Raw genomic sequence first — 19,578 nt, 5'->3', positions numbered from 1 at the left:
CACGATCCCGTGGCCGCGGGCGTCACGGAGGAGCGGCCCGCGGAGTCCGCCACCGCCCCGCTGCTGTCCGTGCGCGAGCTGAACGTCCGCTTCCGCACCCGGGAACGGCCGCCGGGCGGCCGCCGGTTCCGGGGCCCGCGCCCGGGGCGGTTCGCCGAGATCGCCGCCGTCACCGGGGTCTCCTTCGACCTGGCGCCCGGCGAGTGCCTGGCGCTGGTCGGCGAGAGCGGCTGCGGCAAGTCCGTCCTCGCCTCGGCCCTGCTCGGGCTGCTGCCCGGCAACGCGTACACCAGCGGCAGCGCCGTCCTCGGCGACGGGCTCGACCTCATCACCGCCGACGAGACCACCCTCGCCCGGGGCGTACGCGGCCGCCGCGTCGGCCTCGTACCGCAGAGCCCCGCCGCGCACCTCACCCCGGTGCGGACGGTGCGCGCGCAGCTGGAGGAGACCGTCGCCGAACTGACCGGCACCCCGCGCGCCGGGCTGGCGGACGCCGCGCGGGAGGCGGCCGCGCGGGCCGCGTTCCCCGAGGACCATCTCGACGCCTACCCGCACCAGTTGTCCGGCGGCCTGGCCCAGCGCGCGGCCACCGCCCTCGCGCTGGTCGGCGAGGCGCCGGTGCTGCTGGCCGACGAGCCCACCACGGGCCTCGACCGCGACCTGGTCTCCCGCACCGTCGACGAGCTCCGCCGGCACACCGAGGCGGGCCACGGCCTGCTGATCATCACCCACGACCTGGCCGCCGCCGAACGCGTCGCCGACCGGGTCGCCGTGATGTACGCGGGCCGGATCGTCGAACTCGCCGACGCGCGGGGCTTCTTCGGCTCCCCGGGCCCCCGGCACCCCTACGCCCGCGGGCTGCTCGACGCCCTCCCGGAGCGCGCCTTCACGCCCGTCCCCGGCATGCCGCCCGAGCTCGGCGCGCTGCCCGAGGGCTGCGCCTTCGCCCCGCGCTGCGCGCACGCCGACGAGCGCTGCGCCGTCCTCCCGCCCCTCACCGGCGGCACGGCCTGCCACCACCCGCTGACCACCGAACCGGACGGGGACCTCCTGGTCCCCGAGAACGCGGCGGACGCCACCCATGCTTGAACTCCACGAGATCACCGCCGGATACGACCGCCGCGCCCCCGTGCTGCGCGGGGTGAGCCTGCACGTCGCCGAGGGCGAGTCCGTCGGGCTGCTGGGCCCCAGCGGCTGCGGCAAGTCCACCCTCGCCCGGGTCGCCGCCCTGCTGCACCGCCCGTACGCGGGCAGCGTCCGCCTCGGCGGCGAGCCCGTACGCGGCTGGCGGCACCGGGCGCCCCGGGCCCAGCGCACCCGGGTCGGCGTCGTCTTCCAGCAGCCGCGCGGGGCCGCCGACCCCAGGCTCCAGCTCGCCGACCTGATCGCCGAGCCGCTGCGCGCCACCGGCAGCCCGGCGGCCGAGGTGCCGGGGCGCGTCGGCGAACTGGCCGAGTCCGTCGGCCTCGGCGGCGACCTGCTCACCCGGCGCCCGCACGAGGTCAGCGACGGCCAGCTGCAACGCGCCTGCCTCGCCCGCGCCCTGGTGCTCCGCCCCCGCTTGCTGATCTGCGACGAGATGACCGCCATGCTCGACGCCTCCACCACCGCCGCCCTCGTCACCGTCGTCGAGACCTACCGCACCGAGACCGGCGCCGCCCTCCTCACCGTCGGCCACGACCGCACCCTCCTGGGACGCTGGTGCGACCGGACGGTGGAGCAGGGGGAGCTGGCGGGTGCCGCGGCGGGCTGACCCGGCCTGTCAGAACAGGTGCGGTCTGGATCCCCGGTCAGGCAGCGATCCGAGATCCTTCCGGCGCAGCTGTTCGTGGACCATGTGGTGAAGTTCCGCGATGCACTGGCCGCAGCCGTACAGGTTGCCGATGGAGTCCGGGGCGTGGATGGGGCCGAGCCACAGCACGCGTGTGTGGTCGCGTCGGCAGTAGAGCATGCACAGGCCGGTCACCCAGTGATTCCCGTCATCGGTCCGTGCTGCGAGCAGCCGTGGTATGGGATTCCTCGGCCCGGGCTCAACGGACGGGGTACTCACGGGGTTTCCGGGTGGACCTTGCCTGCGTCCGGTCGAACCCGGAAGCCCAACGCTCCACGGATGTGAGGTGTTTGGGCAGCAGTCCGATGTGCGGGTCGGGCTGGACGAGGAGGGTCGGTCGGCCGTGGGCGGTGCGTTGGGTGGCCCAGGCGCGGTCGAGGGCGGTGAAGTCGTCATCGATCCAGATGGCGGGTGCGTCGTCGAGCCAGGCGTCGACGAAGTCGCGTTTCCACAGGTAGCCGTTGGGGTGGCTGGTGTTGATCTGCGGTCGGGGGAGGTTCAGGTGGGGCCAGGGCGGCAGGCCGAGGAGGGGCGCGATGTGTCGGCTCGCGTCGTGCCGCCAGCTGGTGCACCAGCGTGGGGCGAGCCTGCTGGTCTGCGTTACCGCGCGGAGCATGGGGCCGTGGGCGGGGTGGAGCCAGATCGGGACGGGCGCGGACGGGTCCCGTCCGGACGGGACGACGTGGTGGTGGACGTGGCCTGCCGGAGCGGAACCGTCCGGATCGGGGAAGGGAATGAGGACTCCGTCGATGTCGATGAGCAGGCGAAGCTGACGCATCGGTGCCTCCAGCGGGGCGGGGTCAAAGCTTGTACGCGGTGATCAGGAGCGTGGTGGGCCAACGTCCCTTGCCGGGGTTGCCGATGGCCTGACTCGTGACGTGCGTGAACCCGGCACGCCGCAGGTGGCGGGCCCATGCGCTGGGAGCGAGCTCCCAGCGGACGAGAGGAAGCCGGCTGCGGTCGGGCAAGGCCAGGAAGTCGCGGTGGGGGTAGGTTCCGGGGCCCGGCGAGCGGCCGTGCCGTCGCGGGTGGGGTACAGCGAAGACGAGCAGCCCTAGCCCGGCGAGACAGCCGACGGTCGCAGGAAGCAGCAGTTCCGGTGCGACGAGGCCGATGGCGCCGAAGACGGAATAGATGACGTCGAAGGGCCCTTGGTCGGCCTGGAGGTAGTGCAGAGCGTGCGCGGCGGTGAAAGAGAGGCCGGCGACGTGCCCGTAGTGGCTGCGGGCTCGCCGCACCTGGAGGCCGACCAGGTCGATGCCCGTCACCCGGGCGCCTGTGCGATGGGCGAGGTGGGCGGCGTTGTGGCCTGGGCCGCAGCCGAGTTCGAGGACGCGGCGGCCTCGCAGCTCGGTGCCGAGGAGCTCAGCTCCGGGTCCGTGTGCGCGATGTGGGGTCCATTCCATCCGGGCAGGCGGTGTGAGCGGCTCGGCGGGGCCGGAAGCCAGCCGCTGGAGTGCGTGAGCATGCCATGGCGAGGGATACGTGGTGGCCATCACGCCTCCAACAGCCTTACAGCGTCCGTGAGATGGCGCCGCACGACCTTGAGGTAGGCCGGGTCGGTGGTTGGGTCGTTGATCCAGCGGATGGCCTGTTCCATGAACCACTCCACGGCCCAGACCCGGTGCCATCCCAGCGCCCACGCCTCGGCAGGCAAGCCCCCGCGCTCGGTGAAGGCGTCCGGTGTGCCACCGCTAGCCACGTACGTTTCGAGCAGTTGCCGAAGCCGGGTGGGGTCCGGGTCGTCGAGGGTGCCGTGCCAGCTGGCGAGGTCGAGCAGGCCGGGGCCGGTGAAGGCGCGGGCGAGATCCAGCAGCCGCCATCCCCTGTGGGAGATGTGCAGGCTGGTGGGGTGGAACTCGGAGTGCACCCAGCCGAAAGGGGCGAGGTCGGCGCCTCGTGCTCGGACGCCGGCGGCTTGAGCCAGGCGGTCGAGCGTCGCCTCAACGTCTCCGGTATCCGGCCAGCGGTCGGCCTTGCGCAGGTGATCGAGGTGGTCGAGCGCCCGCGCCGGAAGGGCAGCCAGGCGGGCCTCATCCAGCAGCGGCAGGACAGTGACGGGCCTGGCGGCGTGCAGGGCCACGGCCGCTGCGGCGCCGTCCGAGTTGTCGGCTTCGCGGACGGGTTCACCGAGGTCGTCCATCAGCATCCCGAGCCAGCCCTCCCGCTGGGCGGAGGCGTGCACGCGGGGCACGGGGACGCCGCGTGTGCGGGCCATGCGCAGCGCCTGGTCCTCGCGGTTGAAGGGCGGGCGGGCGTACTTGAAGACAGCGGTCGCGCCGTCGGGAAAGGTGACCCGTTCGACCCCGGACATGAACCACACGCGCACAGGGACCCGTTGGGGTTCGGCGCGCCTGGTGAGGGTGCACAGGTCGGCGAGGAGTTCGGCGGAAGCGTCCTTCTGATCCATCGGGTGTGCTCCAGTGCGGTGGGAAGCCGCTGGGCGGGCAGGTTGGCTCCTCGCCCGCCCGCCCAGCGGCAGTACGGAGTGGTCAGTCTTGGGCGGGACGGTGGGCGTAGACCTGGTCGAGCCAGTCGCCCTTGAGCGCGGCCAGTTCGTCGCGGAAGGTGGGCATCGCAGTGCCGTACGGGGCCACCACGCCGCCGGCCTGGTCCGGTACGGACTGGCAGCCGTGCACCAGTCGTCCGCCCAGGGCCGCATGGGCCTTGATGGACTCGGCGTCCTTCGTCGGGGCGGCGTGCGCCGTGATGAAGTCCAGCGCCAGCTGCTCGACCGCGCTCTCGGCCGTCTCCTGAACGGGCAGCAGCTCGCTCTTGACCAACTCCCAATCGGCCAGCAGCCAGCTGTGCGACTCGAAGCGGAAGAAGTACGCCTCGGGGTCGAGGGTGAGCCGGTGCCCGTCCACCGTGATGCCCGGCAGGCGGCTCCAGCGCGGGTCGAACTGCTCGGACAGCTCGACCGTGATGGTCGTGTCTGTCGTGTCGGAGAGGGTGGTCATGCCTGTGCCTCCGTTGCTCGTACGGATGGAAGGCCGCCCGGGGGCCGGACCTTGGGCGGGGAGCCTGGATGGGTGTCCGTGCGCTCCGGGCGGCCTGCAATCAGTGAACCGACTGACGCTCACAGTCGGTACGGTGGAGAGCACGCAAGGTGGTATACGCGGTTTACAGCGCTACTCGGGGAGGGGCTGTGGCAACGCGAGGCGAACCCAACAACCGGCTCCGCGACGTGGTTGCCGAATCCGGCTGCACCTACGACGTGTTGGCCCGCGCCGTGCGCCAAGTGGCAGCGGAGAACGGCGAAATACTGCAGACCAACAAGGCCGCCATCTCCCACTGGATCAACGGCATCCGCCGCCCCACCGGCCGCGTCCCTCAGTACCTCGCCGAGGCCCTCTCACGGCGCACCGGCCGCACCATCACACCCCGCGAACTCGGCCTCCAGGACGAGGGCTCAGACCTCTCCACCACGAGCGATCCGGTGGCGGCCGCCACCGACCTGGGCCGCGCAGACGTGGAACGCCGCCGCTTCCTCGCCGTCGCCGCCTTCACCACCGCCGGCGTGACCATGCCGCTCGGCTACGACCACGAAGCCACCTCCCGACTCCTGCGCGCCCGCACCGGCCACATAACCATCGGCGAGGAGGACGTGACTGTCGTACGCAACATCACCACCGCCTTCAGCGCCGCCGACGAGCGCCTCGGCGGCGGCCACGGCCTCACCACCGTCACCGCCTACCTGGCCGACACCGCAGCACCCCTGCTACGCGGACGCTTCCCCAGCGACCACGTCCGCCGCCAAGCCTTCGGAGCAGTCGCCGAACTCGCCTACCTCGCCGGATGGAAACACCACGACCTCGGCCAGGAGGGCGCCGCCCAGCGCTACTACCACATCGGCTACCAACTCGCCTGCGAAGCCGACCCCCACGCCCACGCGGCCTGGATGATGCGCGCCCTCGCCCACCAGGCCCTCAGCCTCAAACAACCCCACCACTGCGTCGACCTCGTCGAAGGCGCCCTCACGCGCGGGCTCGACCACGTCGACGGCCAGACCGAAGCGCTCCTCCACATCACCCATGCCCGCGCCTACGCCGCCGTCGGCGAGAAGCCCGCAGCCGCCCGCGCCCTGCTGTCCGCCGAAGACGCCCTCCTCCGCGACGACGTGCCCCAGCCCAGCTACTCCCTCGTCTCCGGACCCGCCGCCGGCACCGTCGCCAGCCACACCGCCCGCACTCTCACCGACCTCGCCGACCACCCCGGCACCGAACTCCAGCACCGCGCCGCCCTCACCCGCTGGGACCCGGCCCAGTACAAACGCGTCCACGCCCTCACCCACGCCGACCTCGGCGACAGCCTCGCCGCCCAGGCCCGCGCCGACGAAGCCATCGCCGCCTGGACCACCGCCCTCGACCTCATGGACGGCATGACCTCCGACCGCACCCGCAAAGCCATCGCCTCCATCCGCCCCACCCTCGCCACCTACCAGCGACGCCAAGTCCCCGGCGCCACCCAACTCCACCGCCGCGTACGCGAAGCGCTCCTCTAACATGCCCAACACCCCGGCGAACGAAGGGAACACCGTGGCCCAGCCGCACACCAACGACGCACCCAGCGCTCTCCCGCCCGCCCTGGAATCGATGACCCTGCTGGTTGCCGCCGTCATCGTCCACGACACCGCCAACGACCGTGTCCTGCTCCTCCAGCGCGGCCCCAACGCCAAGTTCGCCCAAGGCAAATGGGACCTGCCCGTCGGCAAGAACGACCCCGGTGAATCCATCACCGACACCGCCGTACGCGAGCTCTACGAGGAGACCGGCCTGACGGTGAAGCCCGAGTCCCTCCGCGTCGCCCACCTCATCCATGGCGCGCGCGGCGTCGAATCCCCCAACGGCTTCTTCACCGTCGTCTTCACCGCGCACGACTGGTCCGGAGAGCCCGAGAACCGCGAACCTCGCAAGCACTCCCAGGTCCGCTGGTTCAACACCGCCGCGATCCCCGAAGACTTTGTGAGCACCACTGCCAGCGCCCTGCGCGGGTACCTGGCGGATGGCCCGCAGGTCTCCCTCGACGGATGGCGCTGACGCGTCGCCTGACGCGCATGCGGTACTGAACGTAAGCGCTCGGGCACATACTGCCTGCCCGTGCGTGCGTTTCGGCTCTCCTCGCACCCCGCGCGACACTGGGAGGAGAGCCCCCGGTGTCCGGAGGGAGGCGGGTGCGGTGTTGCGGAATCGGCGGGGGAGTGAGCCGGTGACGGCGCGGAGTGACCTGCGGCTGCGGCAGCTGCTGGCCACCGTGTTCGTCCCGCTGTTCGTCGCCGGGACGGCGCTGTTCTGGTACTGGATGACGCAGACCGGTCCTGGCGACGTGCCCAGCGAGGGGTCGCTGCGGGTGCTGACGGTGGTCTGCGGTCTGCTCGCGCTGTTCGCCGCCGTCGACCTGGCCGTGGTGCTCAGGCGCCGCCGGCGCGGGGACGACGCCAGGGACGAGCGGGAGCGTCAGAGGCGTACGCCGCGCGCGCGGAGGTAGGCGAGCGGGTTGATGTCCGTGCCGTAGCCGGGCCCGGTGCGGATCTCGAAGTGCAGGTGCGGCCCGGTGACGTTGCCCGTGGCGCCCGAACGCCCCAGCCGCTGCCCGGAGTTGACGCTCTGGCCGGCCGAGACGGAGATGGCCGAAAGGTGCGCGTACTGGCTGTACTTCCCGTCGTCGTGCCGCAGCACCACCTGGTACCCGTACGCGTCGGCCCAGCCGGCCGAGACGACCCGGCCCCCGCCGACGGCCCGCACGCTGGTGCCGGTGGCGACGGGAAAGTCCACGCCGGTGTGGTACCCGGACGACCAGTTGCCGCCCGAGACGCGGTACGCCGTCCCGGGCCCGACCCCGCTGACGGGGGCCGACGCGGCGGCCCGCTCCCGCTCCCGCTCGGCTCGTACGGCGGCCCGCTCCCGCTCGGCGGCGGCCCGCTCCTCGGCGGCCTTCTCCTCGGCCCGGCGCTTCTCCGCCCGCTGCTTCTCCGCACGGGCCGCCGCCCGCCGCTCCTCCGCACGCTCGGCTGCCCGCTCCTCCGCCCGCTCGCCCTCGCGCCCGGCCTCGCGGCCCTCCGCGCCCCCGCCCCCGCCCCCGAGCTCCAGCCGCTGTCCCGGCCGGATCAGGTCCGGGTCGGGGCCGATGGCGGGGCGGTTGCGGGCGTAGAGGGCCTGCCAGCCGCCCTCGACGTCCTGGCGCTCGGAGATCGCGAACAGCGAGTCCCCGCCGACGACTTCGTAGGTGGTGGCCCGTTCGGCCCGCTCGCGCCGCGCCTGTTCCGCCCGCGCGTCCCGCTCGGCGGCCCGGCTCGTGACGGGTGCCTGCCCGGCGCGCGCGGCGGCCGCCGGGGCAGTGCGCGGCGCGTGGTCCGCCGTGTCGGCGGCTTCGGGGGGTGTGGCCTGGGCGAGCTGGGCGGCCGTGAGGGGCAGGGCGATGCCGGCGCCGCCCGCCGTCACCCGGAACGAGGTGCGCGCGAGCGGGCCCGGAGTGCTGCGGCGGTGTCGTCCCCGTGCGGACATGGCGGTCCTCCGGTCAACTGGGCTCCCGGGAGCGGGAGTTGCGAAGACGATAGGACCGGGCCGTGAAAGGTCACAAGGGCACACGGGCGGTCAGCCCATGGGCAGAGATCCGTCAGCCGCCGATGCCGTGGTTCCGCGCGTGCCGGTGCGCGGCCCGGTCGGCGACGTCTTCCTCCAGGTAGACCTCGCAGACGAGGCGTCCCGTCCCGGTGAGGTCGTGCTCCAGTTCGTACAGGCTGATCTCGCGCCCGTCCTCCAGCAGGAAGGCGTGCTCGTACACCGAGCACCACACGTGCCACTGGCGGGCCAGCGCGTGCGGCTTGGGGACGTGCACGATCTCGTGGCCGCGCGCGGTGGCCAGCAGCCGGAGCGTCTCGTCGCCGGGGCGGTCGGCGTTCTCGGCGCGGCGCAGCAGGCGGCGGGCGTGCTCGGGGGAGTTGCCCTCGCCGTAGCGGCGGCCGCCGGGGCGCGCGCCGACAAAGCGGTGGCCGGCGCCGCCCGGCGGCCCGTCGAGCGGGTGCTCCAGCCGGTCGAGCGCGGTGTGCGGGTCGAAGGGGTCGTACGGGCCGGTGCCGCCGGAGCGTTCCTGGACGCGCCGTTCGGCCCGGCGGAGCGTGGACTCGTCCTCGTACACCTCGGCCAGCTGCCCGCCGTCCGCCTCCGGGCTGTCGTAGCGCAGCTCCCACAGCGGGAGGCCGCTGCCGTCGGTGAGCAGGAAGCTGTGCCGGTAACCGCCGCAGCGCACGGCGTGCGCGGGGGCGTGCCGGCTGAGCCGGGCGCCGTGCGGTTCGACGCGGTGCAGCACGGCCTGCTCCAGGCGTCCGAGCGTCACGTCCGAGACCTCGAACGGGTTCTGCACCCGCGTGAGCAGCGCCCTCAGATGCTGTGCGGGCGTCAGCACCGCTTCCTCGCCCATCGCGGACCCCTCCCGGCAGACAGCGACCTGTTGCTCCATCCGACCTCCCCGCGAGCACACACCGTAGTGCCGTGAATGCGCTCCGGGGGCGGAATCCCGGAATCCGATGGGGAGTTGGGGCGATTTCCGGACGCGCACCGGGCCCGTGGGAGCCCTCCCGGGCACCTCGGCCGGCCCTCCCGGAACCCCCGCGTCCGCACATGTGGATGATTCGCGGACGAACGGGAACCACCCAGTGGACGCGCACGCCCCCGCGCGCACCGACGAGGAGGACCCATGCGGAGGAAGGAACGGCGGTGACGACACTGCCGATCGGCTACGAGTCGTACTGGATGCTCTCGGCGGCCGGTGCCCCCCACCCGCCGCTCGCCCCGGACAGCGTGACCGAGGTCGACGTCGCCGTCGTCGGCGGCGGCATCGCGGGCCTGTCCGTGGCACGGGAACTCGCCCGCGCGGGACGCGGCGTCGCCGTGCTGGAGGCCGACCGGATCGCCGCCGGGGTCACCGGGCACACCGCGGCGAAGGCCACCTCGCTGCACGGCCTCGTCTACTCCCGGCTGCGGGAGACCCGCGGCGCGGAGGACGCCCGGCTGTACGCGCGCAGCCAGCAGGACGCGCTCGCCCATCTGGTCGCCACGGCGGGCGAGTTGGGCGTCGACTGCGAGCTGGAGCGGGTGCCCGCGCACACCTTCGTCGAGTCCGCGCACCACGCCGCCGAGATCCGCGCCGAGGCGGAGGCGGCACGGGAGGCCGGCCTGCCCGCGAGCCATGTCACCCGCACCGGGCTGCCGTTCCCGGTGCACGCCGCCGTACGGGTCGAGGACCAGGCGCAGTTCCACCCGCGCAAGTACCTGCTCGCCCTCGCCGACGACCTGGTGCGCAGGGGCGGCCTGATCCGCGAGCGCACCCGCGTCACGGCGCTGGAGCAGGACGGTTCGCGGGCGCGTTCGAGGACCGGTACGTACCGGCTCGGCACCGAGAACGGGGCCGAGGTACGCGCCGCCGACGTCGTCGTCGCCACCCACTACCCGGCCTTCGACCGCGCGCTCACCTACTCCCGGCTCATCCCGCGCCGCGAACTCGTCGTCTCCGCGCTGCTCCCCGAGGAGCAGGACCCGGGCGGCAGCTACGTCACGCCCGAGCGCGGCAGCCGCACCGTGCGCACCGCGCCGTACCCGTTCACCGAGGGCAGGCGGCTGCTGATCGTCACCGGCGAGACCTTCGTGCCGGGCACCGCCGGGCAGGGCTCGGTCGGCGCCCGCTACGAACGCCTCGCGGCCTGGACCTACGAGCGCTTCCCCGACGCCCGGCTGGTGCACCGCTGGGCGACGCAGGACAACGACACCACCGACGGCGTCCCCTACATCGGCCCCTTCCACCCGGCCGACCGGCACCTGTGGGTCGCCACCGGCTTCGGCGGCTGGGGCATGACCAGCGGCGTGCTGTCCGGCCGGCTGCTCGCCGCGCACATCACCGGCGCCGAACTCCCGCCCTGGGCCGGGCTGTACGAGCCGCGCAGGCTCCGGCCCCGCGAGACCGCCTCGCTGATCCGCTTCCAGTCGGCCGTCGCGGGCCGGTACGTCGGGGACCGGCTGCGCACCGCCGGCACCTCGCACGTGGACACCGTCGAGGAGATCCCCCGCGGCACCGGCGCCATCGTCCGCGTCCGCGGACGCCGCTGCGCGGTGCACCGCACGCTGGAGGGCGAGATCCGCGCCGTCTCGCCGCGCTGCACCCACCTCGGCTGCCTGGTCCGCTTCAACGACGCGGAGAGCGCCTGGGAATGCCCCTGCCACGGCTCCCGGTTCGGCGTCGACGGCGAGGTGCTCCAGGGCCCGGCGACCCGCCCGCTGGAGGTCCGCGACGACGTCGGCTGAGCCGCCCGCGCCGTTGCACCTCCCGGGTGACCCGGCCCGGGGCCGGTGCCCGATGAGCCGGGGCCGGGCACGGGCACGTGCCTACCATGCGGGACCCGTACGACCCCGCGGAGGTGCGCAAGCCCATGTCTCCTCTCCACCGGCTCACTCCGTCCCCCCTCAAGCGCTCCGCGCGGCCGCGCCGGCTCGGCCTCACGGGCGCGCTGTGCACGGCCCTCGCCGCGGGCGCCGTCCTCGCCCCCGGCACCGTCGGCGCCGCCACGGGGCAGCGCGACGGCGGTCCGGGCCCGGGCGAACCCGGAGCGGTGGACGGCCCCGAGGCCGTCGCCTCCGTGATGCGGGACGTCGCCCGGCGCGCCGGCCGGCCCGCCGACCGGCCGGGCGTGAACATCCTCCTGGTCGGCCTCGACAGACGCTCGGGCATGACGAAGGCCGAGAAGGACCGGCTGCACGTCAACGGCGAGGAGTGCAACTGCACGGACACGATGATGCTGCTGCACCTCTCCGAGGACCGGAAGCGCGTCAGCATCGTCAGCATCCCGCGCGACTCCTACGTCCCCTTCGCCGCCCACCGCGAGCAGGGCGGGAAGACGACCGTCCGGCACCGGGGGAAGATCAACAGCGCCTACGAGCACGGCGGCCCCGCGCTCGCGGTCCGCACCGTCGAGCAGGCCACCGGCGTCCGCGTCGACCACTACGCGGAGACCGACTTCAAGGGCTTCGTCGGCACCGTCGACCGCGCGGGCGGCAACCGGGTCTGCACCGGCAAGCCGCTGCGCGACACCGGCTCCGGCCTCGACCTGGCCGCCGGCACCCACGTCCTGGACGGGGCACGCTCGCTGCGGTACGTGCGGGCCCGCCACGTCTCACCGCCCGGTGACCTCGGCCGCGTCCGCCGTCAGCAGCGGTTCGTCGCGCACCTGCTGGAGACCCTCACCAGCGAGCGCGTCGCCGGGAGCCCCGCCACGCTGTACGGCGCGGCCGCCGCGCTCCGCGCCACCGTCCGCACCGACGACACGCTGACCGTCGGCAGGCTCGCCGGCTTCGGCCGTGAACTGCGCGGACTGCGGCCGGAGCGGATGGAGTTCGCCACCCTCCCGCTCTCCGAGTTCGACCACCGCGTCCCCGAGTGGGGCTCCACCCTGAAGTGGGACGCGCCGCGCGCCGAGGTGCTCTTCCGCAACCTGCGCGAGGACCGCCCCGTCACCGGCGACCCGCGCACCGAGCCCGCGCCGGGCAAGCACCCCGTCTCGCTGCCGCCCGGCGAGGTCACCGTCCGCGTCCAGGGCCACGGCGAGGGCGTACGCCGGGTCGAACAGGGCCTGCGCGACAACGGGTTCGACGTCGCGCCGCGGGGCGGGGACGGCGCCGAGGGGACGGCCGCCGCGCCCCCGCTCCGTACCGAGATCACCTACGCGCCGCGCACCGAGCCGCACGCGCTGGCGCTGGCCACGGCGCTGCCCGGGGCCACGACGCGTGCGGTGAAGGGGCACCCGGCGACCCCGCTGGTCCGGCTCTCCGCCGTCGACGGCGCGCGGGGCACCCGGGTCGTCGACGTGGTCGAGGACCGCAGCAGCGTCGAGGGCGCCCCGGTCACGGGCGACGCCTTCGCCTGCGACTGACGCGCACCGGGAGGCGGGGTCCGCACGGCGCGGGCCCCGCCTCCCGCTGTGCGCGGGGGCTCAGAGCCAGCCGGGGTCGGTGTCCAGCGTCGTGGTGTCCAGCGACTCCAGCAGGGCGAACTGCGGCCCGGTGCGCGGGAGTTCGTGCCGGAAGAAGTAGCGGGCCGCCTGCCGCTTCCCGTGGTGGAAGTCGTCCTCCCGGCCGCCCGTGGCCAGGAACTGGCCGAGCCAGACCCAGGCCACGACGACATGGCCCACCGCCTCCAGGTACACCGTGGCGTTCGCCAGCGCGAGCGTCGGATCACCGCCGCTCCACAGCCGCGCCGTCACCTCGGTGACCCGCTCCCACGCCGTACGCAGCCGCTCCCCGAGCCCGGCCGCCTCGCCGCCCGCCTCCGCGGCGCGCTCCACGGTCCGGCCGACGGCCTCGCCGAGCGCGGCCAGCCCGGCGCCGCCGTCCAGCACGACCTTGCGGCCCAGCAGGTCGAGGGCCTGGATGCCGTGGGTGCCCTCGTGGATCGGGTTCAGCCGGTTGTCGCGGTAGTGCTGTTCGACGTCGTACTCGCGGGTGTAGCCGTAGCCGCCGTGCACCTGGAGGGCCAGGCTGTTGGCCTCCAGGCACCACTGCGAGGGCCAGCTCTTGGCGATCGGCGTGAGGACGTCCAGCAGCAGCCGCGCCCGGTCGCGCGCGGATTCCTCCGTCGCCGAGTCCTGCTCGTCGACCAGGCGCGAGCAGTACAGCAACAGGCCCAGCGCGCCCTCGACATAGCTCTTCTGCGCCAGCAACATCCGCCGCACGTCCGGGTGTTCGACGATCGGCACCTGCGGCGCCGTCGCGTCCTTGCCCGCGACGGGGCGCCCCTGCGGCCGCTGGCGCGCGTAGTCCAGGGACTTGAGGTACCCGGTGTACCCCAGGGCCATCGCCCCGGCGCCGACACCGATCCGCGCGCCGTTCATCATGTGGAACATGTACGCGAGCCCGCGGTGCGGTTCGCCGATCAGATGGCCGACGGCGCCCTCGGCGCCGTCCGGACGGTGCGCGCCCTCGCCGAAGTTGAGCAGCGTGTTGGCCGTGCCCCGGTACCCCATCTTGTGGTTCAGCCCGGCCGTCACCACGTCGTTGCGCGCGCCGCGGCTCCCGTCCGGGTTCACCAGGTACTTCGGGACGATGAACAGCGAGAGCCCCTTGACCCCGGGCGGGCCGCCGGGGATGCGGGCGAGGACCAGGTGGACGATGTTCTCGCCCAGTTCGTGGTCCCCGCCGGAGATCCACATCTTGCTGCCGAACAGCCGGTACCGGCCGTCCGCTCCGCCGTCGGGCTCGGCGCGGGTCGCGACGTCCGCGAGCGAGGAACCGGCCTGCGGCTCGGACAGGCACATCGTGCCGTGGAAGCGGCCCTCCAGCATCGGCCGCACGTACGTCTCGATCTGCTCGGCCGAGGCGTGCGCGCACAGCAGCCGCGCGTTGCCGAGCGTGAGGAACGGGTAGGCGGCGGTGCCGATGTTCGCGGCCTGGAAGTAGGCGAAGCAGGCGGTGGAGACGGTGTGCGGCAGCTGCGCGCCGCCGTACTTCTCGTCGAGCCCGCCGGCGAGCAGCCCGGAGGCGGCGAAGGCGTCCAGCGCCTCCTTGACCTCGGGATGCGTGTGGACGCGCTCCCCGTCGAAGTGCGGCTCCTCCCGGTCGTTGCGCTTGTTGTGCGGCGCGAACCAGCGGGTGGCGAGCTGCTCGCCGAGGTCGAGGACGTCGTCGAAGGTCTCCCGCGAGTGCTCGGCGAACCGGTCACGCCGGGTGAGCGCCTCGGTGTCGAGCCATCGGTAGAGCTGGAATTCGAGGTCGCGGCGGGAGAGGAGGAGTGACGGTGTGGCCATGGCGGTGATCCGATCCCGTTCGGCTGCGCGCGTGCGGTGGCCGGGTGCCCGTCGCAGCGTCGCGGCGCACCGGCCATGCTAAGCGGTTGCTTATCCTCGGGGTGCGGCGCCCGCCCTGTCAACGCCAACGGAACACGGGGGAGCGGGGGTTCGCGAGAACGGGGCGGCGCTCAGAGCTTGCGCGCGACGCCCGCGTAGCCCGGGATCGACGTCCGCCCGAGCTCCGGCGGAAGGGGGCCGTCCGGGTGCCACAGGTGCGGCGGGACGATGCCGGGACCGATCAGCCGCAGCCCGTCGAAGAACCGCGCCACCTCGGACGCGCTCCGCGGCCGCACCGGCGACCCGCTCTCCGCCCAGATCCCGAGCACGGACTGCGCCGCGTGCAGCGCCCCGTCGTCGAGGAAGTCGGCCGTCGCGTGCGTCAGCACCAGGCAGCTGCCCGCCGGCAGGGCGCTGAGCAGCGTCCGCAGGATCGCGTACGGCTGCCGGTCGTCGGTCACGAAGTGCAGCACCGCGTTGACGGACAGCGCCACCGGCCTGCCCAGGTCGAGGGTGTCGCTCAGCTCGGGCGCGTCCAGCACGCTGTCCGGGTCGGTGACGTCCGCGTACGCGCAGGCCACCGTCCCCTCGGGGGCGCCGGAGACCAGCCGGCGCGCGTGCTCCAGGACGACGGGGTCGTTGTCCGCGTAGACCACCCGCGCGTCCGGGGCCACGGACTGGGCGACCCGGTGCAGCGCGGGCTCGGTCGGGATGCCGGAGCCCAGGTCGAGGAACTGCCGGATGCCCAGCCTGGAGGCGAGCAGCCGGGTCGCCCGGGTCATGAAGTCCCGGTTGGCGAGCGCCGCGGTACGGGTGACGGGCATCGCCGCCAGCACCGCCTCGCCCGCGCGGGCGTCGGCCTCGGTGTGACTGGTGCCGCCGAGGAACCAGTCGTACACCCGCGCCGGATGCGGGCGCGTCGCGTCGCTCCCCGCGGCGAGGGCGGTCTGGGTCGCCTGACGCTGTCCGGTCATCGGTCTCTCCGTCTGCGTGCGCTACGGCTGCGGCGCGACTGCGGCCTGGTGGAGGAGGAAGTCGGCCTCGCCGCGCTTGGCGCCGAGGATGAAGCACTCGATCTCGTGCGGGGTGTAGATCAGCGCGGGGCCCTCGGGGTCCGTCGACTGCCGGAGCGCCACCCTGCCGTCCCGCAGCTTCATCACCTCGACGCAGCTGCCGCCGTTCGGCCCGCTCCACGGCTTGTGCCAGCCCTCGCTGCCCAGCTGGCCGGCCGGCATGCCGTTGTACACGTGGCCCGTGCTGTGAACCCTGTCGTGGCGCATCTCGTCAGAACTCCTTGCGCAGGTCGGCGAGGATCGTCGCGGTGCGGTGGGCGGGCGCGGCCTGCGCGCCCATCCGGTCGAGGGCCTCCAGGTAGGCGGCGGTGTCGGCACGTTCGTCGTGGTAGGTGGCGCCGGTCAGGGACTCGGTGTAGACGATGTCGGGCAGCTCCGGGATGTCGAACCGGAACAGCTGGAAGGGCCCGAACATCCCCGGGTGCGGGCCCGCGCTGTACGGCAGGACCTGGAGCGTGACGTTCGGCGTCGCCGTGGCGTCCACGAGGTGGTCGATCTGCTCCCGCATCACGGACGCGTCCCCGACGTGCCGCCGCAGCACCTGCTCCTCCAGCACGGCCCAGAGCCGGGGCGCGTCCGGGCGGCGCAGCAGCTCCTGACGCTCCATGCGCAGCGCGACCCTGCGATCGAGCTCCTTCTCCGGGGCGTTGGGGAAGCCGGCGCGCAGCAGGGCGCGCGCGTAGTCCGGGGTCTGCAGCAGCCCGGGCACGCAGTGCGGCTCGTACGCGCGGATGAGTCCGGCCTCGCCCTCCAGGCTGACGTAGAGGCTGAACCAGGGCGGCAGCACGTCGCGGAAGCGGTGCCACCAGCCGGGCCGGTTGGCCTCGTTGACGAGGTCGAGGAAGTCGGCGATGTCGCCGGCCGGAACGCCGTACGTCTTGAGCAGCTTCTCCACGTACGGCGGCTTGAGGCCGACCTCGGCCTTCTCCATGCGACGCACGGTCGTCGTGTTGACACTCAGCGCATGCGCGGCGTCCGTGAAGGTGCATCCCGCGGCCTCGCGGAGATCGCGCAGCCGGAGGCCGAGGACCATCTGCCCCACCGTCGGCGCGGCCCGCCCCTCCGCCATCTCTGCCTCCCCTTACTGGACTTGTCGCGGTAGGCAGTGTGCCACGGCCGGACTGCGGCAGCCAGACTGCACTTCCGATTCTGCAATTTGCAGAACTCCTCTTGCCAGATGTGATGTGCACCGCGCATAGTGTGGAGCGTGATGCAGTTCATGAGCCCCCGTGTGCCGACGCGGCGCACTGTCCCCGCGCTCGGCCGGTAGGCCCCGATGGACGGCGATCCGTTCGCGACCCTTCCCGCGCCGAATCCGACCCTGCCCTCGGCCCGTCCGGGCCCGGAGGGCGAGGCGGCGGACGTGCGCCACGACGGTTTCGACCTCCCCGCGCAGGCGTCCGCCGTCGCGCAGGCCCGCGAGCGCGTCTGCGGGCGCCTGGAGCACTGGGGCCTGCCCGAGGACCTCGGGCACACGGCTCAGCTCGTCGTCTCCGAGTTCTTCACCAACGCGCTGCTGCACACCGACAGCGAGCGCATCCGCTGCCGGCTCCGGGTCTGCTCCGAGCGGCTGCGCATAGAGGTCGTGGACGAGGGCGGTGACGCCGAGGTCACCCCCAGGGAGGCCGAGCCCGGCGACGTCAACGGCCGCGGGCTCCAGCTCGTCGGTGCCGTCGCCGAGGAGTGGGGCGTGCACGCGAGCGAGCACCCTGCCCGCACCGTCTGGGCCGAACTGAGCCTCGCCGTCCCCTGATCCACGGCGCCCCCGAGCGTTTCGCCCTCCCCTGATCCCCCGCCGGTCCGCTCTCGTTCACCCCGTGCGGTGCTCGTATTTCCTTGCGGGAAAACGCAGTTGACGTGGTGTCGAGAGCGGCCGGCGTGGGATGCTGTCCGCGCGGGGGGATCGTGTACGCGTGAGACGGTGAGACAGCGAGGCGCGCATGCCGGATGAGAGGACCGCGGGGGGCGGCGACCGGGTCGTGGGGGGTGCCGCACCGGAGTCGGTGGACGTCAACACCCCCAGTGTGGCCCGGATGTACGACCACTACCTCGGCGGCAAGGACAACTACGAGGTGGACCGGCTGGCCGTCGCCGAGCTGGACAAGGTCGTTCCCAGTACGCGCCCGCTGGCGCTCAACAACCGGAGCTTCCTGCGCCGGGTGGTGGACGTCCTGGCGCGGGAGTACGGCGTACGGCAGTTCCTCGACCACGGTTCGGGGCTGCCCACGCAGGACAACGTGCACCAGGTGGCACAGCGGGTGGACCCGGAGGCGCGGGTCGTCTACGTCGACAACGACCCGATCGTCCTCGCGCACGGCCGGGCCCTGCTGGAGGAGAACACCAACACCGCGGTACTCCAGGCCGACATGCGGGACACCGACGGGATCTTCGGCCACCCCGAGGTGGAGCGGCTGATCGACCCGGCGCAGCCGGTCGCGGCGCTGTTCGTCTCCGCGATGCACTGCATCCCGGACGACTCGGAGCGCGGCGGTCCGGCCGAGGTGCTGGGGCGGGTGCTGGAGCGGGTGCCGTCCGGCAGCTTCGTCGTCGTCAACCAACTCGTCAGCCCGCACCGGGAGATCCGGGACTCGGTCACGTCCTTCATGGACGAGAGCACCGGCGGCCAGTGGGGGAGGGTCCGCGAGGCGCACGAGGTCGCGCGGTACTTCGACGGGCTGGACGTGCTCGAACCCGGGCTCGGCTGGATCAACGACTGGCGCCGCGACTCGGACCTGATCCACAAGGAACCCACCGACGAGTGGTACGAGTTCGGCGGCGTGGCCAGGAAGCCCTGAGCGCCCGCGGACACACATGATGCCCGGCGGGCCCTGACGTACACCGGTGGTGCGTCAGGGTCTGCCGGGCATCAGGGGTCCAGTGCGGTCCTGCGCCGGAAGACGTGTGGGGGAGGGACTGCCGGACGTGCGGGGCGGTTCAGGCCCCGTCGAGTTGCTCAAGTATCCGCCGGAGGAACCCGGCGGTGTTGACCGGTGGTTCGGACGTGGCGCACAGCCGGTCCATCACGACCATGTAGTTCTCGACCTCCTCGCGCTTCTCCAGATACAGCGAGGACGTCAGCTGTTCGAGGTAGACGATGTCCGGGAGATCGGGCTCCAGGAACCGCAGTATCGTCACCGGCCCGCCGGCCGCGGCGAGACCGCCGATCTGGAACGGGGCGATCTGCACGGTGATGTTGGGCTCCTCGGACACCTTGATCAGGTGCTCGATCTGCTCCCGCATCACTTCCTTGCCACCGAGCGGCCGTTGCAGCGCGGCCTCGTCGATGACGGCCCACAGCCTCGGCCCGTGCTCCTTGCGGAGCGCCGCCTGCCGCTCCAGCCGCAGGCTCACCCGCCGCTCGATCTCCTCTTCCGAGGCGCGCGGATGCCCGAGGCGGACGACCGCACGCGCGTACCCGGGGGCCTGCAACAGGCCCGGTACGAACTGGACTTCGTACATCCGGATCACCGAGGCGGCTTCCTCCAGGCCGAGCAGCCTGTCGAACCAGGGCGACATCACGTCGCTGTACTTCTGCCACCAGCCGGCGGTGCTGGCCTGGCGTGCCAGTTCGAGGTACTCGTCGCGCCGCTCCGGGTCCGAGACGCCGTAGAGCGTCAGCAGATCCGAGACGTCGCGGTCCTTGAAGCCGACCCGGCCCAGTTCCAGGCGGCTGATCTTCGCGTGGGAACCGCGGATGGCGTCCCCGGCGGCCTCACGTGTGATGCCGCACTGCTCGCGCAGCCGACGAAGCTGCGTACCGAGCACGATACGCAGGATGGTGGGACCGCCCCTGGGGTGCTCGAGGAGGCGTCCGACCGACATCTCGTCTTCCGACTGTGCTGCCATCA

Annotated in this window: 20 protein-coding genes; 9 read left to right on the top strand and 11 right to left on the bottom strand. The window is 73.3% G+C overall.

Features of this window, described 5'->3' with window-relative positions:
- Positions 1–9: 9 nt before the first annotated feature.
- Positions 10–1,089, top strand: coding sequence for an ABC transporter ATP-binding protein (locus HCC30_RS25770; RefSeq protein WP_169445212.1), 1,080 nt, complete (start codon positions 10–12; stop codon positions 1,087–1,089).
- On the top strand, positions 1,082–1,753 hold the full coding sequence (locus tag HCC30_RS25765; protein WP_169445182.1) for an ATP-binding cassette domain-containing protein: 672 nt from the start codon (positions 1,082–1,084) through the stop codon (positions 1,751–1,753). Before HCC30_RS25770 ends, HCC30_RS25765 begins: the two co-directional genes overlap by 8 nt.
- A gap of 277 nt (positions 1,754–2,030) precedes the next feature.
- Here the strand turns inward: HCC30_RS25765 and HCC30_RS25760 are convergent, their stop codons facing one another.
- From HCC30_RS25760 to HCC30_RS25745, 4 genes are all read right to left on the bottom strand, one after another.
- Positions 2,031–2,609, bottom strand: coding sequence for a hypothetical protein (locus HCC30_RS25760; protein ID WP_169445181.1), 579 nt, complete (start codon positions 2,607–2,609; stop codon positions 2,031–2,033).
- Positions 2,610–2,631: 22 nt separating this feature from the next.
- Positions 2,632–3,327 (bottom strand): class I SAM-dependent methyltransferase, encoded by a 696-nt coding sequence (locus HCC30_RS25755; RefSeq protein ID WP_240979892.1) that lies wholly within the window; start codon positions 3,325–3,327, stop codon positions 2,632–2,634.
- Complete coding sequence (locus HCC30_RS25750) at positions 3,327–4,241, bottom strand: phosphotransferase (protein ID WP_169445179.1); 915 nt, start codon at positions 4,239–4,241, stop codon at positions 3,327–3,329. The genes HCC30_RS25755 and HCC30_RS25750 overlap by 1 nt, the downstream gene beginning before the upstream one ends.
- Positions 4,242–4,323: 82 nt before the next feature.
- Entirely contained in the window at positions 4,324–4,791 is a 468-nt protein-coding gene (locus tag HCC30_RS25745) for a hypothetical protein (RefSeq protein WP_169445178.1), read from the bottom strand.
- A 188-nt stretch (positions 4,792–4,979) separates the two neighbouring features.
- Between HCC30_RS25745 and HCC30_RS25740 the strand changes: the two genes are divergently transcribed.
- The 3 genes from HCC30_RS25740 (at position 4,980) to HCC30_RS25730 (ending at position 7,318) form a co-directional block, all read left to right on the top strand.
- On the top strand, positions 4,980–6,335 hold the full coding sequence (locus tag HCC30_RS25740) for a tetratricopeptide repeat protein (RefSeq protein ID WP_169445177.1): 1,356 nt from the start codon (positions 4,980–4,982) through the stop codon (positions 6,333–6,335).
- Position 6,336: 1 nt separating this feature from the next.
- Positions 6,337–6,870 carry an NUDIX domain-containing protein gene (locus HCC30_RS25735; protein WP_169445176.1) on the top strand — a complete coding sequence of 178 codons (534 nt, stop codon included), beginning with the start codon at positions 6,337–6,339 and terminating at the stop codon, positions 6,868–6,870.
- Positions 6,871–7,009: 139 nt separating this feature from the next.
- Positions 7,010–7,318: a DUF6343 family protein gene (locus HCC30_RS25730; protein WP_346776812.1), complete on the top strand. Its 309-nt coding sequence runs from the start codon at positions 7,010–7,012 to the stop codon at positions 7,316–7,318.
- Here the strand turns inward: HCC30_RS25730 and HCC30_RS25725 are convergent.
- Positions 7,288–8,334 carry a LysM peptidoglycan-binding domain-containing M23 family metallopeptidase gene (locus HCC30_RS25725; protein WP_169445175.1) on the bottom strand — a complete coding sequence of 349 codons (1,047 nt, stop codon included), beginning with the start codon at positions 8,332–8,334 and terminating at the stop codon, positions 7,288–7,290. The two genes, HCC30_RS25730 and HCC30_RS25725, sit on opposite strands and share 31 nt — an antisense overlap.
- 112 nt (positions 8,335–8,446) lie before the next feature.
- A complete protein-coding gene (locus HCC30_RS25720) occupies positions 8,447–9,289 on the bottom strand; it encodes a DUF6227 family protein (RefSeq protein WP_240979891.1) in 843 nt (280 codons plus the stop codon).
- Positions 9,290–9,546: 257 nt separating this feature from the next.
- Here HCC30_RS25720 and HCC30_RS25715 point away from each other — a divergent pair, with 257 nt between their 5' ends.
- Together HCC30_RS25715 and HCC30_RS25710 are read left to right on the top strand one after the other, a co-directional pair.
- Entirely contained in the window at positions 9,547–11,127 is a 1,581-nt protein-coding gene (locus tag HCC30_RS25715) for an FAD-dependent oxidoreductase (protein ID WP_169445174.1), read from the top strand.
- Positions 11,128–11,252: 125 nt separating this feature from the next.
- On the top strand, positions 11,253–12,749 hold the full coding sequence (locus HCC30_RS25710) for an LCP family protein (protein ID WP_240979890.1): 1,497 nt from the start codon (positions 11,253–11,255) through the stop codon (positions 12,747–12,749).
- A 60-nt stretch (positions 12,750–12,809) separates the two neighbouring features.
- On the opposite strand, the gene HCC30_RS25705 is transcribed toward HCC30_RS25710, so the two are convergent.
- The 4 genes from HCC30_RS25705 to HCC30_RS25690 form a co-directional block, all read right to left on the bottom strand.
- Positions 12,810–14,618, bottom strand: coding sequence for an acyl-CoA dehydrogenase (locus HCC30_RS25705; protein WP_169445173.1), 1,809 nt, complete (start codon positions 14,616–14,618; stop codon positions 12,810–12,812).
- Positions 14,619–14,788: 170 nt separating this feature from the next.
- Positions 14,789–15,631 carry an SAM-dependent methyltransferase gene (locus HCC30_RS25700; protein ID WP_169445172.1) on the bottom strand — a complete coding sequence of 281 codons (843 nt, stop codon included), beginning with the start codon at positions 15,629–15,631 and terminating at the stop codon, positions 14,789–14,791.
- Positions 15,632–15,652: 21 nt separating this feature from the next.
- Positions 15,653–15,937, bottom strand: coding sequence for a DUF397 domain-containing protein (locus HCC30_RS25695; protein ID WP_169445171.1), 285 nt, complete (start codon positions 15,935–15,937; stop codon positions 15,653–15,655).
- 4 nt (positions 15,938–15,941) lie between these two features.
- Positions 15,942–16,799 carry a helix-turn-helix transcriptional regulator gene (locus tag HCC30_RS25690; RefSeq protein WP_169445170.1) on the bottom strand — a complete coding sequence of 286 codons (858 nt, stop codon included), beginning with the start codon at positions 16,797–16,799 and terminating at the stop codon, positions 15,942–15,944.
- A 207-nt stretch (positions 16,800–17,006) separates the two neighbouring features.
- Between HCC30_RS25690 and HCC30_RS25685 the strand changes: the two genes are divergently transcribed.
- Positions 17,007–17,483, top strand: a complete 477-nt coding sequence (locus HCC30_RS25685) for an ATP-binding protein (protein WP_169445169.1) — start codon at positions 17,007–17,009, stop codon at positions 17,481–17,483.
- A 187-nt stretch (positions 17,484–17,670) separates the two neighbouring features.
- Positions 17,671–18,525 carry an SAM-dependent methyltransferase gene (locus tag HCC30_RS25680; RefSeq protein WP_169445168.1) on the top strand — a complete coding sequence of 285 codons (855 nt, stop codon included), beginning with the start codon at positions 17,671–17,673 and terminating at the stop codon, positions 18,523–18,525.
- 139 nt (positions 18,526–18,664) lie between these two features.
- On the opposite strand, the gene HCC30_RS25675 is transcribed toward HCC30_RS25680, so the two are convergent.
- Positions 18,665–19,576, bottom strand: coding sequence for a helix-turn-helix transcriptional regulator (locus HCC30_RS25675; RefSeq protein WP_169445167.1), 912 nt, complete (start codon positions 19,574–19,576; stop codon positions 18,665–18,667).
- Positions 19,577–19,578: the final 2 nt, after the last annotated feature.

This window comes from Streptomyces sp. HNM0574, assembly GCF_012726235.1.
Lineage (GTDB): Bacteria > Actinomycetota > Actinomycetes > Streptomycetales > Streptomycetaceae > Streptomyces.
The sequence above is the reverse complement of the archived record's forward strand: the minus strand, read 5'-3'. Positions and strand labels throughout refer to the sequence as shown.